This is a genomic window from Georgenia sp. G2120 (assembly GCF_055326485.1).
This window is the reverse complement of record NZ_JBUZNL010000006.1, coordinates 136368-160913: the sequence shown is the minus strand read 5'-3', so window position 1 is coordinate 160913 and position 24546 is coordinate 136368. Positions and strand designations below refer to the sequence as shown.

20 protein-coding genes are annotated in these 24546 nt (G+C 72.8%); 6 read left to right on the top strand and 14 right to left on the bottom strand.

The window, feature by feature from the left end; translation table 11 throughout:
• Positions 1–178: 178 nt before the first annotated feature.
• The 7 genes from era to hrcA all read right to left on the bottom strand — a co-directional run bounded on the left by era (position 179) and on the right by hrcA (position 7885).
• Complete coding sequence (gene era, locus ACZLMO_RS08945) at positions 179–1192, bottom strand: GTPase Era (RefSeq protein WP_425715125.1); 1014 nt, start codon at positions 1190–1192, stop codon at positions 179–181.
• Entirely contained in the window at positions 1189–2667 is a 1479-nt protein-coding gene (locus ACZLMO_RS08940; RefSeq protein ID WP_425715126.1) for a hemolysin family protein, read from the bottom strand. Before ACZLMO_RS08940 ends, era begins: the two co-directional genes overlap by 4 nt.
• 10 nt (positions 2668–2677) lie before the next feature.
• Positions 2678–3130, bottom strand: coding sequence for an rRNA maturation RNase YbeY (gene ybeY, locus ACZLMO_RS08935; RefSeq protein ID WP_425715128.1), 453 nt, complete (start codon positions 3128–3130; stop codon positions 2678–2680).
• On the bottom strand, positions 3127–4236 hold the full coding sequence (locus ACZLMO_RS08930; protein WP_425715129.1) for a PhoH family protein: 1110 nt from the start codon (positions 4234–4236) through the stop codon (positions 3127–3129). The genes ybeY and ACZLMO_RS08930 overlap by 4 nt, the downstream gene beginning before the upstream one ends.
• 225 nt (positions 4237–4461) lie before the next feature.
• Positions 4462–5388 carry a 16S rRNA (uracil(1498)-N(3))-methyltransferase gene (locus tag ACZLMO_RS08925; protein ID WP_425715130.1) on the bottom strand — a complete coding sequence of 309 codons (927 nt, stop codon included), beginning with the start codon at positions 5386–5388 and terminating at the stop codon, positions 4462–4464.
• Between the two features lie 126 nt (positions 5389–5514).
• The gene (gene dnaJ, locus ACZLMO_RS08920) at positions 5515–6651 is read right to left on the bottom strand and encodes a molecular chaperone DnaJ (RefSeq protein ID WP_425715132.1); all 1137 of its coding nucleotides are present in this window, start codon (positions 6649–6651) and stop codon (positions 5515–5517) included.
• Positions 6652–6868: 217 nt separating this feature from the next.
• On the bottom strand, positions 6869–7885 hold the full coding sequence (gene hrcA / locus ACZLMO_RS08915; RefSeq protein WP_425715134.1) for a heat-inducible transcriptional repressor HrcA: 1017 nt from the start codon (positions 7883–7885) through the stop codon (positions 6869–6871).
• Between the two features lie 336 nt (positions 7886–8221).
• Between hrcA and ACZLMO_RS08910 the strand changes: the two genes are divergently transcribed.
• The 3 genes from ACZLMO_RS08910 to ACZLMO_RS08900 all read left to right on the top strand — a co-directional run bounded on the left by ACZLMO_RS08910 (position 8222) and on the right by ACZLMO_RS08900 (position 12418).
• Positions 8222–9049 carry a hypothetical protein gene (locus tag ACZLMO_RS08910; protein ID WP_463653527.1) on the top strand — a complete coding sequence of 276 codons (828 nt, stop codon included), beginning with the start codon at positions 8222–8224 and terminating at the stop codon, positions 9047–9049.
• A 258-nt stretch (positions 9050–9307) separates the two neighbouring features.
• Positions 9308–10201 carry a DUF3097 domain-containing protein gene (locus tag ACZLMO_RS08905; RefSeq protein WP_425715137.1) on the top strand — a complete coding sequence of 298 codons (894 nt, stop codon included), beginning with the start codon at positions 9308–9310 and terminating at the stop codon, positions 10199–10201.
• Between the two features lie 666 nt (positions 10202–10867).
• Positions 10868–12418 (top strand): HNH endonuclease, encoded by a 1551-nt coding sequence (locus ACZLMO_RS08900; RefSeq protein WP_425715138.1) that lies wholly within the window; start codon positions 10868–10870, stop codon positions 12416–12418.
• A 204-nt stretch (positions 12419–12622) separates the two neighbouring features.
• Here ACZLMO_RS08900 and hemW read toward each other — a convergent pair whose 3' ends face one another.
• The 4 genes from hemW to lepA all read right to left on the bottom strand — a co-directional run bounded on the left by hemW (position 12623) and on the right by lepA (position 17896).
• On the bottom strand, positions 12623–13903 hold the full coding sequence (gene hemW / locus ACZLMO_RS08895) for a radical SAM family heme chaperone HemW (protein ID WP_425715140.1): 1281 nt from the start codon (positions 13901–13903) through the stop codon (positions 12623–12625).
• Entirely contained in the window at positions 13896–14876 is a 981-nt protein-coding gene (gene trmB / locus ACZLMO_RS08890; RefSeq protein WP_463653526.1) for a tRNA (guanosine(46)-N7)-methyltransferase TrmB, read from the bottom strand. Before trmB ends, hemW begins: the two co-directional genes overlap by 8 nt.
• Positions 14873–15922: an MOSC domain-containing protein gene (locus ACZLMO_RS08885; protein WP_425715144.1), complete on the bottom strand. Its 1050-nt coding sequence runs from the start codon at positions 15920–15922 to the stop codon at positions 14873–14875. The genes trmB and ACZLMO_RS08885 overlap by 4 nt, the downstream gene beginning before the upstream one ends.
• Before the next feature lie 111 nt (positions 15923–16033).
• Positions 16034–17896, bottom strand: a complete 1863-nt coding sequence (lepA, locus tag ACZLMO_RS08880; protein ID WP_425715146.1) for a translation elongation factor 4 — start codon at positions 17894–17896, stop codon at positions 16034–16036.
• A gap of 399 nt (positions 17897–18295) precedes the next feature.
• Between lepA and ACZLMO_RS08875 the strand changes: the two genes are divergently transcribed.
• From ACZLMO_RS08875 to ACZLMO_RS08865, 3 genes are all read left to right on the top strand, one after another.
• Positions 18296–19423, top strand: coding sequence for a YeeE/YedE family protein (locus ACZLMO_RS08875; protein ID WP_425715148.1), 1128 nt, complete (start codon positions 18296–18298; stop codon positions 19421–19423).
• 341 nt (positions 19424–19764) lie between these two features.
• A complete protein-coding gene (locus ACZLMO_RS08870) occupies positions 19765–19989 on the top strand; it encodes a sulfurtransferase TusA family protein (RefSeq protein ID WP_425715150.1) in 225 nt (74 codons plus the stop codon).
• Between the two features lie 182 nt (positions 19990–20171).
• Positions 20172–20849, top strand: coding sequence for a hypothetical protein (locus tag ACZLMO_RS08865; protein WP_425715152.1), 678 nt, complete (start codon positions 20172–20174; stop codon positions 20847–20849).
• A 168-nt stretch (positions 20850–21017) separates the two neighbouring features.
• Here ACZLMO_RS08865 and ACZLMO_RS08860 read toward each other — a convergent pair whose 3' ends face one another.
• From ACZLMO_RS08860 to ACZLMO_RS08850, 3 genes are read right to left on the bottom strand one after another with little or no spacing between them, the layout of a single operon-like run.
• The gene (locus ACZLMO_RS08860) at positions 21018–21851 is read right to left on the bottom strand and encodes a transglutaminase family protein (protein ID WP_425715154.1); all 834 of its coding nucleotides are present in this window, start codon (positions 21849–21851) and stop codon (positions 21018–21020) included.
• Positions 21848–22777, bottom strand: a complete 930-nt coding sequence (locus ACZLMO_RS08855) for an alpha-E domain-containing protein (RefSeq protein WP_425715156.1) — start codon at positions 22775–22777, stop codon at positions 21848–21850. Before ACZLMO_RS08855 ends, ACZLMO_RS08860 begins: the two co-directional genes overlap by 4 nt.
• Complete coding sequence (locus ACZLMO_RS08850) at positions 22771–24495, bottom strand: circularly permuted type 2 ATP-grasp protein (protein WP_425715158.1); 1725 nt, start codon at positions 24493–24495, stop codon at positions 22771–22773. The genes ACZLMO_RS08855 and ACZLMO_RS08850 overlap by 7 nt, the downstream gene beginning before the upstream one ends.
• Between the last annotated feature and the right edge of the window lie 51 nt (positions 24496–24546).

The following is a 24546-nucleotide window of genomic DNA, read 5'->3' as shown; positions in this document are numbered from 1 at the left end:
GGGCCGGGGCCGGCCGGTCACGAGCCGGTCGGCCCCGGTTCGTCGAGGGTGCGGTTCAGCGCGACGGCCCGTCGTCGAGAGTGCGGCTGGGAGCGGGGCTCCCAACCGCAGTCTCGACGACGACGAACCGCAATCTCGACGTGCACCAACCGCAATCTCGACGAGAGGTGGCAGATCCTCAGAAGCCGAGGCGGCCCAGCTGGCGCGGGTCACGCTGCCAGTCCTTGGCCACGCGGACGTGCAGGTCGAGGTAGACCTTCCGGCCCAGGCGCTCCTCGATGCCGGCGCGCGCCCGGCTGCCGACGTCGCGCAGGCGGGACCCGCCCCTCCCGATGACGATGGCCTTCTGGGAGTCACGCTCGACGACGACGGACACGTGCACCGCGAGCACCGGCGGCCGCGCATCCCCCTCGGCGCGCTCACGCTCGACCATCTCGTCGACGACGACGGCGATCGAGTGCGGCAGCTCGTCGCGCACGCCCTCGAGCGCGGCCTCGCGGACGAGCTCGGCGATCGTCGTCTCGACCGCCTCGTCGCCGGTGGCCCCCTTCGGGTAGAGCGGCGGGGACAGCGGCATCCGGGCGAGCAGGAGGTCGGCGAGGAGGTCGACCTGGTCACCGGCGACCGAGCTGACCGGCACGATCTCGGCGAAGTCGGCCAGCGCCCCCACCTCGAGCAGCTTCTCGGCGAGCGCACCCCGCCCCACGGCGTCGGTCTTCGTCACGACCGCGACGAGGTCGCCGCGCATCCCCTCGACCTCGGCGAGCAGGTGCCGGTCGCCGGGCCCGATCTTCTCGTCGGCGGGCAGGCACAGGGCGATGACGTCGACGCCGGTCAGCGTCTCCCGGACGACGTCGTTGAGCCGCTCCCCGAGCAGGGTCCGCGGCCGGTGCATGCCGGGGGTGTCGACGAGGACGATCTGGCCGTCGGGGCGGTGGACGATTCCACGGACGGCCCGGCGCGTCGTCTGGGGGCGGTCGGACGTGATCGCGACCTTCTCCCCCACGAGCGCGTTGGTCAGCGTCGACTTGCCGGTGTTGGGCCGCCCGACGAGCGCGACGAACCCGGCGCGGTGGTCGTCCGGCCAGTCCTCGTCGACCAGGTGGCCGAGGTCGAGCCCGGCGAGCGCGTTGGTGTCCTCGCCCAGCTCGGAGCCGGACCCGGGCTCCCCCGGGAACACGACGTCGGTCATCGCTCCTCCTCCACGTCTGGCTCGCTCCGGCGGGCGAGGATCGTCGACACGCGGCGGCGCCGGCCCTCCACCCGCTCGGCCTCCAGGTGCACGCCGTCGACGTCGACCGCGGCGCCCGCGAGCGGCACCTTGCCGAGCGCCTTGGCGAGCAGGCCGCCGGCGGTGTCGACGTCGTCGTCGTCGAGCTCGAGGTCGAAGAGCTCGCCCAGGTCGCTCACGGGCGTGCGCGCAGGGACACGCCAGCGGCCGTCGCCGAGGTCCTCGACCACGGTCTCGGCGCGGTCGTGCTCGTCGACCATCTCGCCCACGAGCTCCTCGAGCAGGTCCTCGATCGTCACGAGTCCGGCGACGCCGCCGTACTCGTCGACCGCCACGGCGATGTGCACGGACTGGAGCTGCATCTCGCGCAGCATGTCGTCCACGAGCTTGGTCTCAGGAACGAAGAACGGCTCACGCATGACGTCGGCGCAGACCACGTGCTCGGTGTCCATGCGGCGGTGCACCCGGCGCATGACGTCCTTGAGGTAGAGGACGCCGCGCAGGTCGTCGAGGGACTCGCCGTGGACGGGCACGCGCGAGAACCCGGAGCGGGTGAAGAGGTTGAGCGCCTTCGACAGCGGCTGCTCGGCCTCGATGGACACCATGTCCGTGCGCGGGACCATGACCTCGCGGACATAGGTGCGGCCGAGCTGGAACACGGACTCGAGGAGCTCACGGTCCCTGTCCTCGAGCCGTTCCGACTCGCTCATCCGGTCGACGAGCTGCTGCAGCTCGTCGGCGGACTCCTGCGCGATGTCCTCCTCGGAGCGCTGACGGGCGGGTGCGACCGCCCGGCCGAGCCGCCCGAACGCGCCGGCCACCGCCGTCACGCCCGCGGCGAGCAGGGAGAGGCGGGCGAGCACGTTGCCCGGCTGACGCTGGCCGAGCCGCCGCGGGCCGATCCCGGCCACGACGACGACGAGCACCAGGCACGCCCCGACCGCCCCGAGCGCGACCAGCCACCAGGGCTCGAGCAGTGCCGCGGCCGCGACGGTCAGCAGGACGGCCGTCGTCATCTCGACGAGGACGCGGACGAACATGAGGCCCGCGAGCCCGGTCTCCCGATGCTCGACCAGGCGCGCGACGCGGGTCGCGGCCGGGTGGTCGGCGTGCTCGAGCTCGGTCACGCTCGAGCGGCTGATGCGGGCCAGGGCCGACTCCGCGGCCGAGAAGAGGGCGGCGACCACGAGGAGCAGCACCGCGACGACGAGGAGCACGACCACGGGTGTGCCCGGGACGATGGTGGTCACCGGCGCGACGGCCGCGGACGGCGCGACGCCGGACCACGACGGTGCGATGCCGGACCACGACGGCGCGACGCCGGACCACGACGGTGCGACACCCGACCAGGACGGCGCGACGCCGGACCAGATGGGCGCGACGCCGGACGAGGTCGCTACGCCCGCCAGGGCGCCGCCGGTATGAAGAGGAGTCATGGCCGGCGGGTCACCGCCCGGCCAGGAAGGTGAGCAGGAGCCGACGCTGGAGGTCGAACATCTCCTTCTCCTCCTCGGGCTCGGCGTGGTCGTACCCGAGCAGGTGGAGGATGCCGTGGACCGTGAGCAGGCCGAGCTCCTCGGCGGTCGAGTGGCCGGCGGTGCGGGCCTGCGCGGCCGCCACGCTCGGGCACAGGACGATGTCGCCGAGGGTCCCCTCGACGGGCGGTTCGCCGTCGGCCCCCGGGCGCAGCTCGTCCATCGGGAAGGACAGGACGTCCGTGGGACCGGGCTCGTCCATCCACCGCACGTGGAGGTCGGTCATCACGTCCTCGTCGACGAGCATGATCGAGAGCTCGGCCTGCGGGTGGACCCGCATCTCCTCGAGGACGTACCGGGCCAGGGCCGCCAGCTCCTCGACGTCCGCGCCGCTGCCGGACTCGTCGTTGACCTCGATGCTCACTGCTCGGCTCCTGATCGACGTGCGGGTCGGGTGTGGGTGCTCGTACCTGAGCTGCCGGTCGTGCCCGTGCGACCTCGGCGGGCGGCGGTGCGCCGTTCGCGCTCGACGTCGGCCTCGCCCTGGGCGTCCCAGCGCTCGTAGGCGTCGATGATGTCGCCGACCAGGCGGTGCCGCACGACATCGCGCGAGGTGAGGTGGCACATCGCGATGTCGTCGACCCCGGACAGGATCTCCTGGACCACCCGCAGGCCGGAGCGCGTCCCGGTCGGCAGGTCGACCTGGGAGACGTCGCCGGTGACGACGATCTTCGACCCGAACCCGAGGCGGGTGAGGAACATCTTGATCTGCTCGGGGGTCGTGTTCTGCGCCTCGTCGAGGACGATGAACGCGTCGTTGAGCGTGCGGCCGCGCATGTAGGCGAGCGGCGCGACCTCGATGGTGCCGGCAGCCATGAGTCCGGGCATGGAGTTGGGCTCGAGCATGTCGTGCAGCGCGTCGTACAGCGGCCGCAGGTACGGGTCGATCTTGTCGGTCAGCGTGCCCGGGAGGTAGCCGAGCCGCTCCCCGGCCTCGACCGCCGGTCGCGTGAGGATGATCCGGGTGACCTCCTTGCGCTGCAGCGCGAGGACGGCCTTCGCCATCGCCAGGTAGGTCTTGCCGGTGCCCGCGGGCCCGATGCCGAACGTGATGGTGTGGGCGTCGATCGCGTCGACGTACGTCTTCTGCCCCAGCGTCTTCGGCCGGATCGTGCGGCCGCGCGAGGAGAGGATGTCGGCGGTGAGGACGTCCGCGGGGCGGGTGTCCCCGGACGTGAGGATCGCCGTGGCGCGGTCGACGGCGTCTGCCGTCAGCGGCTGACCGGCCACCGCGATGTCGACGAGCTCGGCGAGGAGCCGCTCGGCCAGCGAGACGTCCCCCTCCGGGCCGGACAGCGTGACGACGTTGCCGCGCACGTGGATCGCGACGCTCGGGAAGCCTCGCTCGACGGCGCGCAGCACCTCGTCGTTCGCGCCGAGGAGGAGCATCGGCGGCAGGTGGTCGGGGATCGTCAGGTGGCGGGTGTCGTCGCCCTGCGCGGGGCTGCCGGTGGCGCTCGTACGGTTCATGGGTCGGGGACGGTGCCCTCGAGACTCCTGGGGGTATGCGGGTGCTGTCCGGGACATGGTAGCGAGACGGGCGTTCACGGGCGTCCGGGCCGTGGGCCGGGCCCCACGGTCACGAACCACGGCGTCCGACGACGACCATCGCCCCCGGCGGCCCCGTTCACCGGCGCCGCGGCCGTTCGCCACGGGCGTCGACGAACGACCCGGCCGACGGGTCGAGGACCCCGTTCACCAGCGCCCCAGCCGCACGCCGAGGGCCGCGATCGCTGCGGGCCCGGCGCTCGAGGTCCGCAGCACGTGCGGACCGAGCCGGACGAGTCGTGCCCCGGCCGCGACGAGGCGGTCGGTCTCGTCGTCGGAGATGCCGCCCTCCGGCCCGACGACGCACCACACCGCCGCTGCGCCTGCGAGTCCCTGCGGGGCCGGCTCGCGCGGGATCCGAGCGGGCACGTCGTGCGTCTGCGGGGCCGGCTCGCGCGGGATCCGATCGGGCACAACGTGAGTCTGCGGGGCCGGCTCGCGCGGGGTCGCGGTGGGCGCGCCCTCCCCCGGCGGGGCCACCCCTGCGCCTCGCTCCCCCTTCCCCAGCAGCGCGGCGAGGCGCTCGGTCGCCGACTCGTGCAGGACGAGGACGACGGCGCCGTCGGCGGACGCGCGGGAGACGGCGGCCGCGAGGGACGAGGTCGTGACGACGTCGTCGACGGCGGGGACGAAGGCCCTCCGGGACTGCTTGGCCGCCCCCTCGGCCACGGACGCCCAGCGCGCGCGGCCCTTCGCGGCCTTGGCGTCCCAGCGGGACACGCACCGGTCGGCCTGCCAGGGCACGACCCGGTCGACGCCGAGCTCGGTGGCCGACTCGACCGCCTGCTCGTCCCGTCCGCCCTTGGCGAGGGCCTGGACGAGGACGAGCTGCGGCGTCGGGGCCGGCTCGTCGAGGACGGCGGTGACCGACACGGCGAGCCGGTCCTTCGCGACGGCCGCGACGGTGCCGGTCACGCGGCGGCCGGCGCCGTCGACGAGGTCGACCTCCTCGCCGGTCCTCAGGCGTCGCACGGTCGCGGCGTGGTGCGCCTCGGGTCCGCCGAGGTGGACCTCGGCACCGACCGCCGCCGACGCGAGCTCGGCGGGGTCCGCGAGGAAGACAGGACGTGTCACCGGATCACCGCACCACGGCAGGGACGGCCCCCGCGAGGAGATCTCCGGGCCGCGCCGTCGGAGGCGGGTCGCAGGCAGACGTCACGTCGGCAGCCATGGCGTGTCCGGTGGGTGGCGTCGGGTCCGTCAGCGGCCGACGAAGCGCTCGCGCAGCCGCGAGAACATCGAGCTGTCGGCGCTGGTGAGCCGTGCCTCGGGACGCTCCTCGCCGCGCATCGACGCGAGGGTGCCGAGCAGCTCGCGCTGCTCGTCGTCGAGCTTGGTCGGGACGGTGACCTCGACGTCGACGTGCAGGTCGCCGCGCCGTCCGCGGGCGCGCAGCCGGCCCACGCCCAGCCCCTCGAGCGTGATGCGCTCGCCGGGCTGGGTGCCGGCCTCGACGTCGATGTCCCGCGGGCCGTCGAGCGTCTCGATCGAGGCGACCGTACCGAGCGCCGCGGCGGTCATCGGGATGGTCAGCGTGCACAGGAGGTCGTCGCCGTGGCGCTGGAACACCGGGTGCGGGCGCTCGCGGATCTCGACGAAGAGGTCGCCGGGAGGGCCGCCGGCGGGGCCGACCTCGCCCTGGGCCTGGAGACGCAGCTGGGTGCCGGTGCTGACGCCCGCCGGGACCTCGACCGCGATCGTTCGGCGCGAGCGGACGCGGCCCTCGCCGGAGCACTCCTGGCAGGGCTCAGGAATGACGGTGCCGTGGCCGGAGCAGGCGGGGCACACCGACGTGGCCATCATCTGGCCGAGGAACGAACGCGTGACGCGCTGGACCGAGCCCTGGCCGCCGCACGTGGTGCAGGTCGCGGGCGAGGTGCCGGGGCGGCAGCAGGTGCCGTTGCAGGTGCCGCAGACGATCGCGGTCTGGACGGGGATCTCCTCGGTCGAGCCGAAGACGGCGTCGACGAGGTCGATGTCGAGCATGATCTGGGAGTCGCGGCCACGACGGGCACGCGGCACGGGGCCGCGCATCCCGCCACCCGCGGCACCGCCGAAGAACTGGGAGAAGATGTCGGCGAAGTCGCCGAACCCGGCGGCCCCCGCCCCGCCTGCGCCACCGCCGCGCAGGGCGTCCTCGCCGCCGGCGTCGTAGAGCCGCCGCTTGTCCTCGTCGCGGAGCACGTCGTAGGCGCGCTGGACGTCCTTGAACTGGTCGCCCGCCTCGGGCCCGGCGACGTCGGGGTGCAGCTGGCGGGCGCGCTTGCGGTACGCGCGCTTGATCTCGTCGGGGCTCGCGTCACGGCTCACGCCGAGGATCGAGTAGAAGTCGCTCACAGGTCGCAATCTGTCTGGGTGTCGGTTCTGGTCGGTGCTGGTTCGGGATGTCGATGCCGGTTCAGGAGATCGGTGCCGGGTCGGGGGCTCGGTGCTGGTCGGGGTCTCGGCGCGGGGGTTCGTCGTCGGGCGGGGTGGTCGCCGTCGGGCGTGGGGTTCGTCGTCGGGCGGGAGTGACTCTCGCCGGCGGCCGACCGCGCGCTGCTACGAGTGGTGCCTACCCTCCGAGGAAGCGGGAGAGGTACCTGGCGACGGCGCGGACCGCCGCCATGGTGCCGGGATAGTCCATGCGCGTGGGGCCGAGCACGCCGACCCGCGCGACGACCTCGCCCGACGCACCGTACGCCCCCGCGACGATGGACGCCTCGGACAGCGAGTCGTGGTGGTTCTCGGAGCCGATCCGGACCGTGATCCGGTCGGCCTCCATCTCGGCGAACAGGCGCAGCAGGACGACCTGCTCCTCGAGTGCCTCGAGCACCGGGCCGATCGTGCGGCTGAAGTCGGTGCCGGCGCGGGCGAGGTTGGCGGTGCCGCCGAGGACGATCCGTTCCTCGGAGTCGGCGGCGAGGACGCGGGTGAGCTCGGAGGCGACGACGTCGAGCAGCGGGCGCCGGCTCGGCTCGAGGCGGTCCGCGAGGTCGACGAGGGCGGGGCCGATGCTCGGGGCGGGCAGGCCGGCGCACACGAGGTTGAGGCGGGCACCGAGCTCGGCGATGTCGACCGGGTCCGACTCCGGCGGCACCTCGACGGTGCGCTGCTCGACGCGACCGGCCGACGTGATGATGACGATGAGCAGGCGGCGACCGTCGAGCGGGACGAGCTCGAGGTGGCGCAGCGAGGTGCGGCTGAGCGAGGGGTACTGGACGACGGCCACGTTGTTGGTCAGCTGCGCGAGCAGGCGGACGGTGCGCTCGACGACGTCGTCCAGGTCGACCGAGCGGCCGAGCAGCGTCTCGATCGCGGCGCGCTCGGCGCCCGAGAGCGGCTTGAGGGTGGCGATCTCGTCGACGAAGGCCCGGTACCCCTTCTCCGTGGGCACGCGCCCGGCGGAGGTGTGGGGCTGGGCGATGTGCCCGGACTCCTCGAGGGCGGCCATGTCGTTGCGGATCGTGGCCGGCGAGACGTCGAGGTGGTGGCGCTCGACGAGGGCGCGGGAGGCGACGGGCTCGGACGTGCGGACGAAGTCGCTGACGATGGCCTGGAGCACGCGCAGGCGGCGATCCTCGGTCGACATGGCACCTCCTTCGTCGTCGTGCGTCGTTCGTCGCGTGTCGTGCGTCGCCGTCGTTCGCGGCGGGCCGGGTGCCGGGGCCCGTCGACGGCCGCGCGCTCCTCGACCGCCGCCGGCCGACGATCGGTCGATCCGTCGGCCTGGCTGTCGAGGGAGCACCCGGCGCCTCGAGGTAGCACTCGGCACTCCTGAGTGCCAATCGTACGACGCCCCGGGTGATTCCCGCCGTGAAGCGGGCCACCGGCGGTCAGGCCGCTGCTAGCGTCCGGCGCGACGGGACCGGGGACGTCGACGGACGGGACCCGCGACGACGACGCCGAACGCCACGGGAGAGACCGGATGAGCCACGCCATCGACGCCGCCGAGGTGCCGTCGCCACGCCCCGCGCCCACCCCCTCTCCGCGGCGGATCACGCTGCTGACGGCGGCGGTCGCCGTGACGGCGGTGATCCTCCAGATCCAGCTCCACGAGTACGCGCACGCCGTCACCGCGGTGCTGCTGGTCGGCAGCTCGACCGTGCACGGGGCGATGGCGGACCACCCGCCGGCGTCGGACGCGGACCTCGCGCTCATTGCGATGGCGGGGCCGGTGTTCTCGGTGGTCCTCGGCCTCCTGGCCTGGGCCGCGTCCCGGCCGATGCCGTCCGGCTACGCGCGTGCCCTGCTCACCTGGATCGGGCTCAGCAGCATCCAGGGGGCGTTCGGGTACCTGATGATCGCGCTGGTCGCGCCGGTCGGCGACACGGCCGTCGCATTCGAGGCCTGGGGCCTCGGGATCGTCTGGTCGATCGCGTCGTTCGTCGTCGGGGTGGCCGGGATGTTCCTGTGCGCCTACCTGCTCGCCCGGGAGATCGGCCGCACGTTCGAGACGCCGGCGCCGTTCCGCAGCGCGTCGGTATGGACGTGGCTCGTGGCGACGGCCGCGATCCTCGCGATCTACGGAGGGGTCGCCGTCCTCGCCGGGCTGGACGGCGAGCTGTTCGCGTGGACGATCATCGGCCCGTCGACGGCGCTCGTCTTCGCACCCATGGCCACCATCTTCTGGAAGGCGGTGCCCTACCGGCGCCGCCCGTGGTCCGTGGGGGCGACGCCCGTGGTCGTCGCCGGACTGGTCGTGGCGGTCGCGATCGTCGCGGTGCACGCGATCGTCGGGGTCGAGCTGGGCTGATCGGCGCACGCCCGCGCTCCCTGGCTCGCGCTCCCTGGCCCGCGCTCCCTGGCCCGCGCGCCGGACCCGGCAGCACGCTCGCCGACGTCCCACCGACCCCGGCACGTCCTCGCACGTGGTGCCCCCTCCGAGGGATGGCACGACGGACCGGGCGAGGCTCCGGCGTCGGGCCCTGCCGACCCAGGCACCCACCCCGGCGACACGACGGACCGGGCGAGGCTCCGGCGTCGGGCGCGCGGGTCTACGTACCCTCGGCCGGTGACCGACCGATATGGACGCGACGTCCTCTCCTCCCCCCGTCCCGACCCGCGCCGGCGACCCGTCACCCGTGACGTCCCCGCCGAGAAGGGCCTCGTGGTCGAGGACGTGGAGAGCGGGTTCGTCGGGGCGATCACCCGCATCGAGAAGTCCGGCGGGATGCACCTCGTCACGCTCGAGGACCGGCTCGGGAAGCGTCGCTCGTTCACGCTCGGGCCAGGCTTCTGGATCGACGGCGCGCCCGTGAAGCTCGTGCCGCCGACCGTGTCCTCGGCCCAGGCGCGCCCCGACGTGGCACGGACCGCCGGCGGGCGGAACCTCACGGCGTCGGGCTCGCTCAGGGTCGAGGGTCAACGGGCTCGGGTCGCGCGCGCGTCGCGGATCTGGGTGGAGGGGCGGCACGACGCCGAGCTCGTCGAGCGCGTGTGGGGCGACGACCTGCGGGTCGAGGGGGTGGTGGTCGAGCAGCTCGAGGGCGCCGATCACCTCGCCGACGTCCTCCGGACCTTCCGGCCGGGGCCTCAGCGGCGCGCCGGCGTGCTGCTCGACCACCTCGTCACCGGGTCGAAGGAGACCCGGCTCGTGGAGGACGCGCGGCGTCGGCTCGGGCGCGCGTCGCAGCACGTGCTCGTGCTCGGCCACCCGTACGTCGACGTGTGGCAGGCGGTCCGGCCGGAGCGCGTGGGGCTGAAGGAGTGGCCGCACGTGCCGCGCGGGACCGACATCAAGGTGGGGACGCTGGCCGCGCTGGGGTGGCCGCACGCGGACCAAGGCGACATCGCGCGCGGCTGGCAGCGCATCCTCGGCTCGGTGCGGACGTACGCCGACCTGTCGCCGCAGCTGCTGGGGCGGGTCGAGGAGCTCATCGACTTCGTCACCGGGGTGCCGGAGTAGGTCGGGGGCGCAGGCGGTCCTTCGCCGCCTCGGACGGTCACGGCCGTCTGAACGTCGCCGTTGCTCCGATGTCGTAGGTGCGTGCGCCTTTCGAGGTGTGGTGCCTGCTCGTAGGACGCCGATGCTCAGGTTGCGTAGGGGCGTGCGCGTTCCGAGGGGGCGGGTCTCCATGCACGACGACGGCGCTCCGGTTGCGTAGGTGCGTGCGCCCTCCGAGGGGGCGGGTCTCCATGCACGACGACGGCGCTCCGGTTGCGTAGGTGCGTGCGCGTTCGAAGGGGTCGCGCCTCCTCGCACGACGCCGATGCTCAGGTTGCGTAGGTGCGTGCGCGTTCGAAGGGGTCGCGCCTCCTCGCACGACGCCGACGCTCCGTCGGGCCTCGGCATCTCCGCATCTCCGCATCTCCGCACAACCGTGCCGCCGTACCGCCGTACCGCCGTACCGCTCTACCGCTCTACCGCTCTACCGCTCTACCGCTCTACCGCTCTACCGCAGCGATCTCACGGTCGTTTGCTTGCTGATGATGTATCCACATGCCGGTTTGTTACCAATCCATCCACAGATTTGCGTTCAACCCTTCCAAGTGTCGTTTGATAGCGGTACATTAGGTCTAGTTCGAACACGCGTTCGGACAGTCCAGCACGACGACGAGGGAGGTAGCAGCGATGACGACCCACGAGTCCGGCCACGAGACCACCGCTGCTGCGCCATCGCCCGCGCTGACGGACGGCCATGAGTCGCCCACGCGCGGGTCCGACCTGCCGGTCCTCGGCGCGGCGGACGTGCGTACGATGCGTGACGCCCTCGTCGGCCTGCGCCGTGATAACGAGGCCGACGCGATCGAGCAGATCACCGCCCTGGACGAGCTCGTCGCCGCCGCCCACGCCGCCCAGGCCCGGGCTGCCGCGGACCTGCGACACACGCGCATCGGAGCCGAGCGGGCCCGCGGCGTCCCCGTCGCGAAGCAGGGCGCCGGCCTGGCACAGGAGATCGCACTCGCTCGCCGCAGCACCCCCGGACGCGGACAGCGGGCCCTCGCCCTGGCCCGCGCTCTGGACGAGGACCTCCCCCACACCCTGCATCTCATGGAGACCGGCCAGGTCAGCGAGGATCACGCCGCCGTCGTCATGCGCGAGACATTCGGCCTCGACCCCGAGGACAGGCGCACCGTCGATGCTCGTCTGGCACCGGACCTCCCCACCATGGGGCGGGGCCAGGTCCACACCCACGCCCGTAAGTACGCCATGGAGCTCGACAACGACCACGAGAGCACCCGCCGCGCCTACGAGGCATCGCAACGACGGGTCAGCATCCGCGGCGGCACCGGATCCATGGCCTACCTCACCGCCCACCTTCCTATGACCGACGCCGTCCGCGTCCACGCCTCCCTGACCCGCCAGACCCACACGATCACCAACGACGGCGAGTCCGACGGGCGGACCAAGAAGCAGATCGCGGCCGACCTCCTCGTCGAGCACATCACCGGCACGGCGATCACGGCTCCTCGCGACGTCGAGCTGTCCATCGTCATGCCCGCCGAGAGCCTCGCCGGGTCTGACGTCCCGGCCTGGCTCACCGGACACGGCCCCCTGCCCGCCGACACCGCCCGAGAGGCCGTACGCCACGCCCGCATCGTGTGGTTCACCCGGCTGTGGACCGACCCTGCCCACGGCGGCGTGCTGACCACCGAGTCCCGCTCGCGCACCTTTGACGGCCGGCTGCGACAGCTCGTCCTGACCCGGGACGACATCTGCCGAACCCCCTATTGCTCGAACCCCGTCGAACACATTGACCACACGATCGATCACGCAGCTGGCGGCCCCACCAGCGCCGAGAACGGCACCGGTCTCTGCGCGAGCTGCAACTACACCAAGCAGAACCCGAACTGGCGGCACGCCACCAGCCCCGACGGCAGCCACGAGGTACGCACCCCCACCGGTCACCGGTACGCCGTGCCCCGCTCCCCCTTCCCCTACCGGCACACCCCCGGCCCCGAGATGACCAGCCAGCGGCTCCAGGCCATGAAGGACCGCGTGAGCCGGCGGGTGACCGACAACCGGGCCTCCGAACGAGAACGGGAGGCCGAACGCGAGTGGGAAGTCGAAAGGGAACCGGGCGGCAACGCCGCACAGGAAACGGAACGTGGACGGGAAGCCGAGCAAGATCCCGCCCGCAGCCCGAGCATTCCCGCTCCACCACCGTCGTCACCGCGATAACCACACCGCACCAACGATCACGGCACCGCCTGCGAGCACGTCCGCGTACACCTGTGCACGGCCGTGCTCGTACGCATGCCCACGTCATAGTGGCGTCGTCCGTCGACCAGTCGGCCTGTGGGCTGCGGTACCGGTGTCACCGACCACTCGATCGGCGCCTCGGGAGCTCGTGGCACGGCAGGTCAGGCCGAGCGCCTGACGCTCCTAGCCCGTCAGCTCACGCACGACCGCGTCGGCCAGCAGCCGACCGCGCAGCGTGAGCCGCACCCGCCCCTCGGCGGCCGGCCCAGGTTCGCACAGACCCTCGGCGACGAGACCCGCGAGGTGGGCCTCGGCGTCGTCGGGGGTGAGTCCGTCCGGCGAGGCGACCCGGACGCCCTCGGCGAGACGGACACCCAGCAGCAGGCGCTCGAGCTCGCGCGACTCAGCACCGAGCACCTCCCGCCCGACGGCCGGGCTCAGCCCCTCCGCCAGCCGGGCCGCGTACGGCGTGGGGTGCTTCCCGTTCCACCACCTGACGCCCCCGACATGGCTGTGGGCGCCCGGGCCGACACCCCACCAGTCTCCGCCCCGCCAGTACGCCAGGTTGTGTCGGCTCGCGTGGACGAGCGTGCCGTTTGCGGGTGAGTCTCCCGGCTCGACCTTCGCCCAGTTCGACACCTCGTACCAGCCGTAGCCCGCGCCGGCGAGCATGGAGTCGGCGAGCTCGTACTTCTCGGCCTGGTCGTCGTCGTCGGGCAGCCTGAGCTCACCCCGGCGCACCTGCGCCCCCATCCGCGTCCCCCGCTCGACGACGAGCGCATACGCCGAGACGTGATCGGGCTCCATCGCGAGAGCGGCCTCGAGCGTCGTCCGCCAGTCCTCCAGGCTCTCGCCCGGGGTGCCGTAGATGAGGTCGACGGATACGTCGAGCCCCGAATCCCGCGCCCACGACACGGCGAGCGGGACCCGGTCGGGATCGTGCGTGCGGTCGAGTGTGGCCAGCACGTCCGGCACCGCCGACTGCATTCCGAACGACACGCGCGTGACACCGGCGGCGGCCAACGCCTCGAGCGCCTCGCGGTCGACCGAGTCCGGGTTGGCCTCGGTCGTCACCTCGGCCCCCGGAGCAAGCCCGAACGTGTCGCGCACGGCGCCGATCATCCGCCCGAGATCGTCGACCGGGAGGCGCGTCGGGGTGCCTCCTCCGAGGAAGACGGTCGACACGAGCCGGGGCGCCATCCCCGCCGAGACGAGCTCGGGGTCGGCGAGGACACGGCCGGCGAGCTCGATCTCGCGGACGGCGTTGCCCGCGTACTCCGCAGCCGACCCCCCGCCGCCGAGCTCCGCGTTCGTGTAGGTCGTGAAGTCGCAGTACCCGCACCGCACGGCGCAGAACGGCACATGGAGGTAGACCGAGAAGGTCCGGTCACCGGCACCTTCGGCAGCAGTGGTGGGGAGTCGTCCGTCGTCGGGGGCGGGGTCGCCCTGCGGCAGGTCAGCCATCGGAGGCCCGCTGCTCGACATCCGTGGTTCCTCCGGCGTCCCGGAGGCCCGTGCTTCGTCCGTCGGCCTCGACGCCCGCCGGACCCTCGACGCCCGCCGTAGCCTCGACGCCTTCCCTACCCACGACGCCTTCCCTACCCACGACGCCTTCCGTACCCACGACGCCTTCCGTGCCCACGACGCCCGCCGTAGCCTCGACGCCTCGAACGCCCACATCGCGCCGGACCGCCGTGAGGTCCGTGACGGGCCGCCCCTCCTCGACGCCGCGCCGCTCGAACCGTGTGAGCGTGCGCCCCTTCCACCGTTCCGGCTCGACGGTCAGGTCGAACGCGGGGTGGGCATCCAGCACGGCAATCATCTGGTCGGCGTAGTTCTGCCAGTCGGTCGCGAGCCGCCAGATCCCGCCGGGGGCCAGCAACCCCGCGACGACGGATGCGAACTCGGCCGAGACGATGCGCCGCTTGTGGTGCTTCGACTTGCGCCACGGGTCCGGGAAGAAGGTCCACAGCTCGTCGACGGAACCCGCGGGCAGGAGGATCGGCAGCGCCTGCTGGGCGTCGACGCCGAGGAGCCGGACGTTCGTCGCGCCCTCGTCGAGGACCCGGGCGAGGGTCCTCGCCAGGCCCGGCTGCCACACCTCGAGCCCGAGGAACCGCGTGTCCGGATCTGCGAGCGCCGCGTGCACGATCTGCTCGCCGGCGCCGCACCCGATCTCGACGACGAGGCGCGCGCTCGAGACGTCCGCCGTCACTGGGCAGGCACCAGCACCAGCAGTGTCCGCGTAGACGGCATCCAGATCGAGCCGGGTGCCTCCGGCCACGCCCGTCTCCGTCTCCATCGGGACGTCGAGCACCACGCCGGCACGCTGCTCCCAGACCTCCGCGAGCCTGGGCTTGAGCCGGTTGCCTCGGCGGGTGAACGAGCGGATGCGGGCGTCGATCACGGGCTTGTCGTCGTCGTGCTCGGGGTTCATGCCTCGCCCCCGCCGAGGCCGCGGCCCGTCGAACGGAGGGAACCGGGGAAGACTCGGGCCTCCGCCGACCGTCCTGAGCGGTCCCGGGGAGCAGTCGTGCTCGAGCGCCGACCCTCCTCCGTAGCGGACCACGACCGGGTGGTAGATCCCGACCGGGTGGGGGATCGTGGGCCCTCGACCGCGCCCTCGACCACGCCCGCGACCCCGTCCGCCCGCTCGAGCGCGCCGAGCGCGTTCCTGACGAGCGACTCGTACAGCACGGTCCCGCTCGCCGCGGCCCAGTCGAGCAGCGCGTCGGCCCGCTCGGCGTCGAGCCCGGCGGACGCATCACCCACCGTCACCCCGTGCGAGGGCACGTCCACGACGTCGATCAGCTCCCCCGCCGCGATCTTCCCTGTCTCGAGCACCCGGAGGTACACCCCGCAGCGCCCTCCGGCAGAGAATCGCCGCGCCCAGTCGGGCTCGTCCATCCACGCCGCGAAGGTTCGGCACGGAGTACGTGGTGCGGTCACCTCGAGCACCGTCGTCCCGACCCGCCAGCGCGTGCCGATGACAGCCCCGTCGACGTCGAACCCCCGAGTGGCGAGGTTCTCCCCGAACGATCCGGGCGGGCACTCCCGCCCCAACGACGACGCCCACGCCTCGCGCGTCTCGCTCGCGTACGCGTACACGGCCTTGAACAGGCCGCCGTGGTGCTCCCGGTCGCCCTGGACGTCGCCCCACACGCCGTGCCGCAGCACGGTCAGGGGGCGGTCGACGGGGCGCTTGTCGATCCCGCTCATCAGACCGCGCGAGCCCACGTGGAACAGCTCGGTCACCGAGCAGACGTCGGCGACCCGGGCCGGGCCCTCGTCGAACCGGACGTCGTCGAACGAGAGGTCGGCGGACGCACTCCCAGTGGACCGGACGTCGACGGACCCGAGGCCACCCTCGGACGAGAGGCCGCCGGACACACTCCCGGTGGACCGGACGTCGACGGACGCGGGGCCACCCTCGGACGAGGGGTCGGCGGATGCACTGCCGGCGGACGTCGAGTCTCGACGCACGACAGCACCACGCACGACATCACCACGCACGACCTCCCCGCCCGCGTGACCGCGCGCAGCGACGCCACCGACGGCGATCGCGCCCACCGCCGTCTGCCGACCGACCACGACCTACTTCTTGCCGGTCGGCGCGTCGGTCTGCAGCGCGGCGACGAAGGCCTCCTGCGGCACGTCGACCCGACCGATCGACTTCATCCGCTTCTTGCCCTCCTTCTGCTTCTCGAGCAGCTTGCGCTTCCGCGAGATGTCACCGCCGTAGCACTTGGCGAGCATGTCCTTGCGGAGGGCGCGGATGGTCTCCCGCGCGATGATCCGCGACCCGACCGCCGCCTGGATCGGCACCTCGAACTGCTGGCGCGGGATCAGCTCCTTGAGCTTGCCGACCATCGCGACGCCGTAGCTGTACGCCTTGTCCTTGTGCACGACGGCCGAGAAGGCGTCGACGGCATCGTGGTTGAGGAGGATGTCGACCTTGACGAGGTCGGCGGGCGCCTGGCCGTCCTCGTCGTAGTCGAGGGATGCGTAGCCCTTGGTCTTCGACTTGAGCTGGTCGAAGAAGTCGAACACGATCTCCGCGAGCGGCAGGCGGTAGCGCAGCTCGACACGGTCCTCGGAGAGGTAGTCCATGCCGAGCAGCTCGCCGCGCTTGCCCTGGCACAGCTCCATGACCGCGCCGACGAAGTCGCTGGGGGTGAGGATCGTCCCGCGCACCATCGGCTCGGAGATCTCCTTGAACTTCTCCCCCGACGGGAACTCGGACGGGTTCGTCACCGTCACCGGGTCGCCGTTCTCGAGGATCACCTCGTAGACGACGTTGGGCGCCGTCGAGATGAGGTCGAGGTTGAACTCGCGCTCGAGACGCTCGCGCACGATCTCGAGGTGGAGCAGGCCGAGGAAGCCGCAGCGGAAGCCGAAGCCGAGCGCCACGGACGTCTCTGGCTCGTACGTGAGCGCGGCGTCGTTGAGCTTGAGCTTGTCGAGCGCCTCGCGCAGGTCGGGGTAGTCCGAGCCGTCCACCGGGTACAGGCCGGAGAACACCATCGGCAGCGGCTCGCGGTAGCCCGAGAGCGCCTCCTCGGCGCCACGGGTCTGGGTCGTCACCGTGTCGCCGACCTTCGACTGGCGCACGTCCTTCACGCCCGTGATGAGGTAACCCACCTCGCCGACGCCCAGGCCCTTCGACGGCTTCGCGTCCGGCGAGATCACGCCGATCTCGAGCAGCTCGTGCACCGACCCGGTCGACATCATCTCGATGCGCTCGCGCGGGTCGAGCCGCCCGTCGACGACCCGCACGTAGGTGACGACGCCGCGGTACGTGTCGTACACGGAGTCGAAGATCATCGCCCGCGCCGGCGCGTACGCCTCGCCCACCGGGGCCGGGATGTCCCGCACGATCGTATCGAGCAGGTCGACGACCCCGTCGCCCGTCTTGCCCGACACCCGCAGGCAGTCCTCCGGCTCGCCGCCGATGAGGCTCGCCAGCTCCTCGGCGAACTTCTCGGGCTGAGCCGCCGGCAGGTCGATCTTGTTGAGCACCGGGATGATCGCCAGGTCGTTCTCGAGCGCCATGTAGAGGTTCGCGAGCGTCTGCGCCTCGATGCCCTGCGCGGCGTCGACGAGCAGCAGCGCGCCCTCGCACGCCGCGAGCGACCGGTTGACCTCGTAGGAGAAGTCGACGTGCCCCGGGGTGTCGATCATGTTGAGCGCGTACGCGGTGTCGCCCACCTGCCACGGCATGCGCACGGCCTGCGACTTGATGGTGATGCCGCGCTCGCGCTCGATGTCCATCCGGTCGAGGTACTGCGCCCGCATGTCGCGGTCCGCCACGACGCCCGTGATGCCGAGCATGCGGTCCGCGAGGGTCGACTTGCCGTGGTCGATGTGCGCGATGATGCAGAAGTTGCGCAGCTGCGCGGGCGGCGTCGACGCCGGGGCGATGCTCGCGGCTGTCGACGCGTCGGGGATCGGGGGCACTGCTCACCTTCACGGGGTCGGGCGGGAGGGCCCATCGTCGCACACGAGCCCCGTCCTGCCGCGGCCCGTCACGGTGCGTTCGCGCACCCCGGGGCGCGTGGTCGGCCCGCCGGCGGGCATCGCCTCGGCCCCCTGGCGAAGGCCCCGGACCACCCCGCACGACGACGACGCCACCACCTCTCGGGACCACCTCGCCCCGCCGGGACTCGACGTCCGAAGAACCCGCCAGACCCCGCCCGACGACGACGAACGCGCCGTCCAAGGGGCCGCTGTCTCGCATCCCGGACTCTCGCCGTCGGGGCCGACGCGGCGCGGCGGCAGGTCCTTAACGTCCGGGGCGACAGCGGCCAAGGCGCAGCCACCACCTGCGCCGTCGCACCACTCACCAGGGGGACCACCATGATCCTGACAGGACTGATCGTCGGCGGAGCGCTCGGCTTCGCCCTGCAACGCGGCCGATTCTGCGTGACCGGCGCGTTCCGCGACGTGTGGGTGGGCCGCAAGACCCGCTGGCTCACCGCGTTCCTCGTCGTCGTGGCCGTGCAGTCCGTGGGCATCTTCGCCCTCGACGCGGCCGGCGTCATCGAGCTCGGCGCCGGAGAGCTCGCGCCCGTCGCGACGATCGTCGGCGCCTTCATCTTCGGGTTCGCCATCGTCCTGGCGGGCGGCTGCGCCACAGGCACCTTCTACCGGTCGAGCGAGGGACTCATCGGTTCCTGGTTCGCGCTCATCTTCTACGCCGGCTTCGCGGCGATCATGAAGTACGGCGTGTTCGCGGACCTCACGGCCGCCGCCCGAGCCCAGACCGTGCCGGTGACGACGATCCACGACTCGCTCGGCATCTCGCCGTGGTGGCTCGTCGGGATCCTCGTCGCCGCCGTCGGCTGGGCGACCTACCGGCACCTCTCGGCCGAGCCGAGCACCGTGCTCGCAACGCTCCCGCCCCGCCGCAGCGGCCTGGCCCGCATCCTGTTCGAGAAGCCGTGGCACGCCTTCGGCACCGCGGTCGTCATCGGCGTCATCGCGATCGTCGCCTGGCCGTTGAGCACCGCCGCGGGCCGCCCGTCCGGTCTCGGCATCACGACGCCGTCCGCGAACCTCGTCAACTTCCTCGTCACCGGGGACGTCGAGCTCGTGGACTGGGGCGTCATGCTCATCCTCGGCATCCTCGTCGGCGCCTTCATCGCCGCGAAGGGGTCGGGCGAGTTCCGGCTCCGCGTGCCCGACACGACCACCCTCGTGCGGTCGATCTCCGGCGGCGCGCTCATGGGGGTCGGCGCCTCGCTCGCCGGCGGCTGCACGATCGGCAACGCCATGGTCGGCACCGCCCAGTTCTCCTACCAGGGCTGGCTGTCGCTCATCTTCATGATCCTCGGCACCGGTGCCGCCACCCACGTCTTCATCCTCCGCCACCGCGGCAGCGCGGCGACGGCAGGGGCGGGAGTCGGCGGCACGGCGGGCTCCGCCGGCGCGACGGCGGGCGGCGCCGGTGACGCCGGCGGCGGCAAGGTCCTCACCAACGCCTGATCCCGCGCTCGTCGCCGACCGAGAGCCGGACGACTCGCACCGCCGGCCACCCGGCGTCATGCACCACCTGTTCAGCACGACCCGCCGGCCACCCGGCGTCTCGTACCACCTGTTCAGCACGACCCGCCGGCCACCCGGCGTCTCCTACCACCTGTTCAGCACGAACCACCGGCCACCCGGCCGGCACCCACCACCGGTCACCCGGCCGGCACCCACGACCGGTCGCCCGGCCACCGCGCCCGACGACTCGTCACCCACCACCGACGACTCGGTCACCGTGCCCGACGACTCGGCACCACACACGAATTACCGGCACACGCCACCAACACAAGGAGAGAACGATGCCGCTCACGCTCGAGACCGACGGCCAGGTCTGCCCCTTCCCGCTCGTCGAGGCCAAGCAGGCCATGGCCACCCTCGACGACGGCGACCACCTCGTCATCAACTTCGACTGCACGCAGGCCACCGACGCGATCCCGCGCTGGGCCGCCGAGAACGGCTACCCGGTCACGCACTTCGACCGCGTCGGCGACGCCGCCTGGACGATCACGGTGCAGAAGTCCTGACGCACGAGCAGACGGCCTGACGCACGAGCAGACGGCCCGACGCACGACCGGACCACGGCGGGGACGGCGGGCGGCCCACGGGTCGCCCGCCGTTCCCGCGTCGGACACCTGGGCTGTGTACCGTCGTCCGGTCGGAGGCTGTCCCACCGGACCCGCCGCCTCCCCGATCGCTAGGAGACCAGGTGCTTCCCGCCCCGTTCCGACGCCGTGCCACGGCCGTCACCGCCGCCCTCGCCCTCGCCACCGTCCTGGCCGCATGCGGCGGAGGGGATGACGAGTCCACGACGACGGACTCCGGCGGCGAAGGAAGCTCGACGGAGACGGGCTCGGGCTCGGACCCGACGACGGAGTCCCCGTCGGACCGCCCCGAGGTCCCCACGAGCGGCGCGATCCCGCCGAACGACACCGAGACGCTGCCCGAGGGCGTCGACCACGTGACGAACACGTCGGACGCCAACACCATCACCGCGGGCATCGCGTCCACCGACGGCGAGGTGAGCGTCGAGTGCCTCGGCAACGAGGAGGGCCTCGTCGTCTCGCTCGCCGGCACCAGCCCGGACCACGGCGACCTCTCAGCCGTCGTCTCGTTCAGCCAGCAGGAGCTGACGTCCGTCGTCGTCCAGTCCACGGAGTCCCCCGACGAGGGCGGCCCGATGATGTGGATGACCAGCGCGGGCCTCGGCGAGGAGCTGACCGCGACCGCCGTCGAGGACGGGGGCGTGTGGACGGTGACCGGTCCGATCGACGGGTTCGACGCGCTCACGCAGGCGCCGATCGAGGGCGCCGAGGTCGACATCGTCGCCGACTGCTCGACCAGCGACGGGTCCGGCGAGGCCGACTCGGAGGCCGCGAGCGACTGACGCAGGTCCGTCGGCGGCCCGCCCAGTCACGTGGCCGACCGCTCCGGATCGCGGTGCAGACGTGCCGGCGTCCGGTCGCCGCGAACACCCGACCCGGGCAGGTCAACCGCCTGACCTGGGCGAGACCGACCGCCCGACCCGGGCAGGTCCGTCGGCCGGCGTCCTCGCCTACGCCTCCCGCGTGGTCCGCACCTCGACCGTCTGGCGCGAGGTCCCGCCGCCGGAGTAGACGCCGCGCAGCGGTGAGACGTCGGCGTAGCTCCGCCCGTGCGCGACCCGCACGTGGTGCTCCCCGACCGCGGTGCGGTTCGTCGGGTCGTGCTGCGTCCAGCGCCCCGCCGAGAACTCGACCCAGGCGTGCGACTCGCCCAGCACGGACTCCCCGATCTCTGCGGAGGTCGGGTGGATGTAGCCCGAGACGTACCGCGCCGGGATACCGATCGACCGCAGCGCCCCCAGCGTGAGGTGCGTGATGTCCTGGCACACGCCCTTGCCGGCCCGCCACGCGTCGGCCGCGTGCCCGTGCACCGACGTCACGCCGCTCTGGTACTCGACCCGCTCGCCGATGTGCTCGCACACCGCGATGGCCGCCTCCTGCGGGTCCATGCGCGCCGCGGCGTCGGCGGCGAACGCGGCGAGCTCCTCGGGCGGGTCCGTCACCGGGTCGCCCTGCAGCCACTCGCCCAGCTCGTCGAGGACCTCGGGCCGCCGGACCTCCTCCCAGCTCGCCCCCTCGAAGAGATGCACCGGGTCGCGCTCGACCACGCACTCGGCGCGAACCGTCAGCGTGTCGTGCGGGGAGAGCACCTCGACGACGTCGACGAGCGTCCCGAAGTAGTCGGTGTAGCTGGACATGTGGGTCGCGGCCGCCACGTGGAGCTCGGTGTCGAGCACCCGCTGGCCGGACAGGGCCGCCGGCCGCATCCGCGCCTCGTTGTAGGAGGCGAGGACCGGCTGGTCGTAGCTGAACGTGGTGCGGTGCACCACCCGGACGACGCTCATGCGCTCTCCCCCTTCCACGCGGCCGGTTCCCCGACGAAGAACTTCGACCGCACCGCGTCCGCAGCGTGCTGGCAGGCCACCTGGATCGCCTCCATCTCGTCGAGCAGGTTCTCCTGCACCTCGTTCATCGCCATGTACTCGATGCGCGAGCGCGCGCGGCCGAGGATCCGGCCGGCCTCGTCCGGCACCGCCACCTGCTCGCCGATCGTGCTGCGCAGGTCGACCAGGCATCGCTCGGCCTGGTCGAGCGAGTGCACCACCGAGCGCGGGAACAGCCGGTCGACGAGGAGGAACTGCGCGGCCTGGCGGTCGCCGGCCCGACCGCGCGTCGAGCGCAGGAACGCCTCGAACGCGCCGGTCGAGCGCAGCAGGGTCGTCCAGTCCGGCGCACCAGCCGTCGTCACCGCGCGGGTGGCCACGAGGCGGGCCGTCATGTCCGCCCGCTCGAGGGAACGGCCGAGGACGAGGAAGCTCCACGTCTCGCCGCGGCTCATCGTCGAGTCCACGAGGCCCGAGACGATCGCGCTGCGCTGACGCACCCACGCGAAGTAGTCGTGCGCCGAGCGAAGCAACGCCATGTCGTTCTGCGAGTTGTAGGTGTGGTTGAGCACCTCCCACAGCTCCGAGGACACGGTCTCTCGCGCGCGCCTCGCGCTCTCGCGGGCGGACCAGATGGTGCCGGCGATCGAGGCGGGCGACGTGCGGTCGTAGGCGAGCCGGTCGAGGACGTCGCGGCGGGCCACGTCGTCGTCCTCCGCCGTCGACTGGCCCATGATCGCGAGCAGCGCGCGGCAGGCCGTGTCCTCGTCGATCCACGGGTCCTCGAGGAGCAGCTGGAGGTGCGTGTCGAGCAGGCGCGCGGTCGCGTCACCGCGCTCGACGTAGCGGCCGATCCAGAACAGCGACTCGGCGATGCGGCTCAGCACGAGACCACCCCCTCCGTGGTCGGGCCGGCGTGCTGGCCCGTGATCGGGCCGGGCCACTCGCGGGTCGGGCCGGGCCCCTCGCGGGTCGGGCCGGGCCCTTCGCGGGTCGGGCCGGCGATCGGGGAGGCCACCGGGGCGGCGCCGTTCGTCGTCGGGCCCTGCTGTTGCTGCTGCTCGTGCTGGACGCGCACGGTCCGCTCGCGGTCCGAGTCGAGCGGGACGCCCTGCGGGACGGGCTGCATCTCGCGCGCGTCCTCCGCCGCGCCGGCCGCCGGGCGCCGCTTCCCGGGACGCCGGCCGACCACCCACGTGTCCTTGGACCCGCCGCCCTGCGAGGAGTTGACCACGAGCTGCCCCTCCTGCAGCGCGACCCGGGTGAGACCGCCCGGGAGGACGAACACGTCCTCGCCGTCGTGCACCGCGAACGGGCGCAGGTCGACGTGCCGCGGGCGGGCCAGGCCGTCGATCATCGTCGGCACGGTCGAGAGCTGGACGACCGGCTGGGCGATCCAGCCCCGCGGGTCCGCGCGGAGGCGACGCCGGGCGGCGTCGATCTCCTCCCGGCTCGCCGCGGGACCGATGATGATGCCCTTGCCGCCCGAGCCGTCGACGGGCTTGACCACGAGCTCCTCGAGCCGGTCGAGGACCTCGGCCAGCGAGTCGGGCTCCTCGAGCCGCCACGTGTCGACGTTCGCGAGCAGCGGCTCCTCCCCCAGATAGAAGCGGATGAGGTCGGGGACGTAGGTGTAGACGAGCTTGTCGTCGGCCACCCCGTTGCCCACGGCGTTCGAGATCGTCACGTTCCCCGCGCGGGCGACCGACATGATCCCCGGGCAGCCGAGCATCGAGTCGGACCGGAAGACGACGGGATCGAGGAAGTCGTCGTCGACCCGGCGGTAGATGACGTCGACCCGGCGCCGCCCCGAGGTGGTGCGCATGTAGACGCGACCGCCGGCGACGAACAGGTCGCGGCCCTCGACGAGCTCGACGCCCATGAGCCGCGCGAGCAGCGAGTGTTCGAAGTAGGCCGAGTTGTAGACGCCCGGCGTGAGGACCACGACCGTCGGGTCGTCCACGCCCTCGGGCGCCGTCGCGGTGAGCGCCGCGAGCAGGCGCCGCGGGTAGTCGACCACCGGCCGCACTCGCAGCGAGGAGAACAGCTCGGGGAACGTCTGCGTCATCGCCCGGCGGTTCGACAGCACGTAGCTGACCCCGGAGGGCACGCGCACGTTGTCCTCGAGCACGCGCCAGCCCTCGGCGGAGTCCCGCACGACGTCGATGCCCGACACGTGCACCCGCACGCCGCCCGGCGGGCGGAACCCCATGGCGGCGCGGGCGAAGTGCTGCGACGTGACGACGACGCGGCGCGGGATAACGCCCTCATCGATGACGCGCTGGTCGGTGTAGACGTCGTCGAGGAAGGACTCCAGCGCCTTGACGCGCTGGGCCACCCCCGGGGCGAGGAGGTCCCACTCCTCCGAGGCGACCACGCGGGGCACCGTGTCGAGCGGGAACGGACGCTCCTCGCCGCCGTAGTCGAACGTGATCCCCTGCGCGAGGTAGCTGCGGGCGAGGGAGTCGCTGCGCGCCTGGAGCTCCTCGGCGCTCAGACCGGTCAGCGCCTCGTGGACCGGGCGGTACGGCTCGTTGACGTCCGCACCGGCGATCATCTCGTCCCAGGCCGCGCCCGGCGGGTATCCGTCGAAGAGGTCGGTCATGCCTCGATGGTAGGTGCTGACGTGCCGCCGCTCACACGTAGGCTCGGGTGC